Genomic DNA, 3,970 nt, shown 5'->3' with positions numbered 1-3,970 from the left:
CATCAGTGTTTTGAACGGTAGGCACGAGTTACGCCCAGCCAAGTGTATATCTGTGATGCACTAAGCAGCAACAAACTGACAAGAGCAACCCATAAGAAATAATCAGCTAAAGATTCTCGCGGCATTTTCACATCAAGCAATAAAGTCTGATAATGCTGCTGATCAATCGCTTTCATTGCTTCAGCAAACTCTTCCAACGAACCCGCTTCAAAAGCACGGTAAGGCACATTTAAGTCTTTAAAAAAGCTATGTAACTGTCGTTCAGGTGCGCCCTGCCACAAAATGCTTTCGCCGGGCATTTCGTCTAAAGTCATGCCGGTCACTGATCGCAGATAAATCCAATATAAGCTCAGATTGTTGTCGCGTAATAACTGACTGATCTGCTGTTCCTGTTCAGTGGATAAAATTTGTCCGCCATCAGATATCAGCAGCACAATCCGTGCTCCGCGATAGACCTCACCCTCAAACATTTCACCGGCTTTTTTTAATGCAACAGAGATATCTGTTTTTGACAAGCCACGGCCCAACCCACCGGCTTCTATGGTCGCCAGCGTAGTTTCCTTACTATAGGTGAGGGACAAAATTCCCGCAGCCTGTTTGCTGAACAGGACATAACCAAACCGATCATCCGGACGGCTGTTCACAAACTCGGTTAGATAATATCGGGCAACACTGCGCTTACTTTCTTTGAAGTTCATCTTGGTGGACAACCGGAAGCTGTGACGACGGTGAAAGGGTTGATCCATACTACGACTGCGATCCAGTAAAACAATCACCTCTGCCCCTTGTCCACTGCGCTGTACAGTGTGTTCAGGAATATGCGGTCCTGCCAAAGCCATGATTAATGCAGCCAGTGTTGCTGAAGCTAAGACATGTAATGTCAAACCAATGACAGCAGAAACACTATCCCGCGGTAATAAGGCCTGCCAGACAATTTGTTTTTCCGTATTGCGACTCAGCCATGGCAAAACTGCCAAAGGCAGCAGATAAAGCAGATATGGATAAGACCAACTCATGCTTTACAGCTGGCTAACCAAATCAGAGGGAATTCATATCGATAAAATCCATTTCATCGTTATATCAAGTCCAGCCGCAGCTTAATCATGCTGTTTACTGAACAGGCTATAGGGCAAAAAGACCAAAAGCAGCAGAACCAGAGCAATCGATGCCAGCCAGACAAACAGATCATATTTAACCGGCTGCTGACGCATTTCAGAAATTTTCTGCATCTCTTTAATCAGATTCTGTGGTGATTTTGGTGAAGAGATAAACTCAAAACCAATACGTTTAGCAACCGTCTCCATATGGGATTTCTTTTGTGAAGATAAATGCTCAGTGCGCGGCCGATTTTCATTCAATTCGGCGGCATCACCTCGACTTGAAGCATAAACATCACGATGCATGACTTCGTTGATCTCCCAGTATCCATCTATCTCACCAGACTCATTGGTTTTTGGAATCGGCATCAAATCACTGCCACCGATACCAATAATTATTCCTGGGACTTCACCGGGGGTATCGGTAAACTTAGGAAACAGCGTTTCATGTACCGGGGGAGCCTCATGACCATCTGTCAGAAACACCACTGTCGGTTGAGGAGTAATTTCCTTGGCCTGACGAATAGCGGTATAAAGTGCTTTAGACACTTCACTGGATCTGGCCCAGGCCATAGTCGGCTGGAATTGCGACAGCATTTGCATCAGATCATGGTAATTGGCACACACTTCGACCGGCGTCATTAAAATCAGACTACGTGCCTCGGAAAAAATCGCCAGACCTGCATGTGAGCCACACGGCATACTGAGGATCGCCTGGCGGGTGTACTCCTTGGCCCAATCCAGTCGATTAATCTTTTCGTTAGCAAAACTGACATCTTGAACATTCATACTGTCGGTGATATCAATGACAAACAGGCTGTCCATTACGTCCACTTCACGATCAACCGGCGGCAACCACAAGGCTGCCATTATCATTAACAGCCCGAACAACATCACCAATGCCGTTAAAAATATGCGTTTGGGATAACTCAAACTCATGGCAGGTCAACCTTGAATGCCTTGGTTTCAATACTCCGTTCGCTGTATATTTCCTGCTTTTTGAAATCGCCATCCATATCAGGATCTTCTGGCACTAAACGTAATGCCACTTCAAGATTGAAACGCGCATCCCAGAATTCCGGTTGTTGCCTTAATGCACTGCGATAATCCTGTTTGGCCAACTCAACCAGAGGGATCATCCGAGGATCACTAACCTGCATAGTCATGGCTTCACGCAAATTGATATTTCCACGATTGAAGTAAGCTGCAGGCAACCACTGAGCTTGCTGACTGCCCAGCACCAGGGTGTATTGTTCCAAAGCAGCATCCGTTTCTTCCTGACTCACCAGGTATGCACCCTGAGCAAAATGTGCCCGGGGATGATCAGGTATGGATTCGAAATCCTGAGGCGCGGCAACAAAGGCTTCAATTTTGGCTTGGCGCCATATTTGCCAACCGGTAAAAGCCATCAACAGTAAACTGATAGTCAATGTTGCCAGTAATGCCAGTCGAAATAATTTCAATGTGTTACTCATGTGCTTTTCGAACTCCCCAGTAACTGTATAGATGTGAACTCGCCAACGGCAGCATGGCAAGCAATGCTAACCATAAAAACCAATCGGCTTTCGGCTCGTGAGGCACCAACTCTTCAACAATAAGTGTTTGATATTGCTGCTCATCAATTTCATCCATCGCATCAGAAAACTCTTCCAATGAACCAGCCTCAAACGCACGGTAAGGCACGCCGATAGTTTTGAAAAACTCGTGGACTTTGCGTTCAGGTATATCGGTATACAAAATATTGTCATTCTCTGAGGGTTCCAGCGTCATTTCCTGTCTGGACTTGAGATAAATCCAATAAATACTCAGATTCATTTCTTTGTATCGCTTAGTAATCTGTTCCATTGCCTCATCTGTCATCAATTGACCACCATCAGATACCAGTAATACGATACGAGCACCACGGTAAGGCTGATCTTCAAACATGATGGCTGAATTCATTAATGCATCGGCCAGATTAGTATCGGAAAGTCCTTTACCTAAAGAATTCGCTTCAATAGTCGACAGAATGGCTTCCTTACTATAAGTGAGTGGCAACAGATTAATTGAATTGGTACTGAAAAATACAAAGCCAAAACGGTCATCCGGACGTTTTTTTACAAATTCGGTCAGATAAGTTTTAGCAACACGACGTTTGGAGTTATCCCCGGCAACCGAGTAATTTGCCGCCTGTGTGGTGACCGCAAAGGCATCATCCATACTGCGACTGCGGTCCAGCAACAGAACAATCTCTGCCCCTTCACCAAATCGTTCCACAGTGCGTTCCGGTATGGCCGGACTGGCGACAGCAAGTAATAAAGCAGCAATGACAACAGAAGACAGAACTTTCAGGCTCAGACTAATAGTTCGGGATAACGGATCGTGTGGCACCAGTGCTGTCCAGGCCACTGTCTTATCCAGATTATTGTTAAACCACGGCAACAATGCCACTGGCAACAACAACAAAACCAGGGGGAAAGCCCATTCAAGGCCAAGCAGCATCATGCCATCTTCTCCCTCGCCCGGCAGGCACGAGCCAGTTTGATTAAACTGTCAAAATCTGCCGATTGCATTGGATTCCGGCTGAAATAATGGGAGGCTGAATGTTGATAGAACCGGGTGATTTCCGGCTGTAAATCCACCAGCCAGGGGCAGCTGTCCCACAGGTGTTGCAGCTGACTGTATATCACTACCGTGCCAGCACTTTCATTGAACGCGTGGTGCATGACCCGGGTAGCCGAATCGACATCTTTATGACCGAACCAGCGTAGTTTATTCATCGAAAACACAGCCTTAGCAAAGGGTAACCGTTTGCCGGGACGCAGACCTATATGCCAGATTAACCAAATTAACGTTGTTAACAGTGCAACTAACGTGGCATAAGTCAGTTTTTT

4 protein-coding genes and 1 pseudogene are annotated in these 3,970 nt (G+C 45.9%); all 5 read right to left on the bottom strand.

Features of this window, described 5'->3' with window-relative positions; all coding sequences use genetic code 11:
• Window positions 1–2: 2 nt before the first annotated feature.
• Window positions 3–1,016 carry a vWA domain-containing protein gene (locus tag B3O33_RS13700; RefSeq protein WP_292363828.1) on the bottom strand — a complete coding sequence of 338 codons (1,014 nt, stop codon included), beginning with the start codon at window positions 1,014–1,016 and terminating at the stop codon, window positions 3–5.
• An 81-nt stretch (window positions 1,017–1,097) separates the two neighbouring features.
• Window positions 1,098–2,036: a VWA domain-containing protein gene (locus tag B3O33_RS13695; RefSeq protein WP_292360031.1), complete on the bottom strand. Its 939-nt coding sequence runs from the start codon at window positions 2,034–2,036 to the stop codon at window positions 1,098–1,100.
• Entirely contained in the window at window positions 2,033–2,572 is a 540-nt protein-coding gene (locus tag B3O33_RS13690) for an MxaK protein (protein WP_292360033.1), read from the bottom strand. The genes B3O33_RS13695 and B3O33_RS13690 overlap by 4 nt, the downstream gene beginning before the upstream one ends.
• On the bottom strand, window positions 2,565–3,581 hold the full coding sequence (locus B3O33_RS13685; protein ID WP_292360035.1) for a vWA domain-containing protein: 1,017 nt from the start codon (window positions 3,579–3,581) through the stop codon (window positions 2,565–2,567). The genes B3O33_RS13690 and B3O33_RS13685 overlap by 8 nt, the downstream gene beginning before the upstream one ends.
• Window positions 3,578–3,970: pseudogene (locus tag B3O33_RS13680) on the bottom strand (hypothetical protein); the annotation flags it as partial. The gene B3O33_RS13685 and the pseudogene B3O33_RS13680, both read right to left, overlap by 4 nt.

Source organism: Methylophaga sp. UBA1464 (genome assembly GCF_002325665.1).
In the GTDB taxonomy this organism is placed as follows: domain Bacteria; phylum Pseudomonadota; class Gammaproteobacteria; order Nitrosococcales; family Methylophagaceae; genus Methylophaga.
This window is presented reverse-complemented; position numbering and strand designations above follow the sequence as displayed.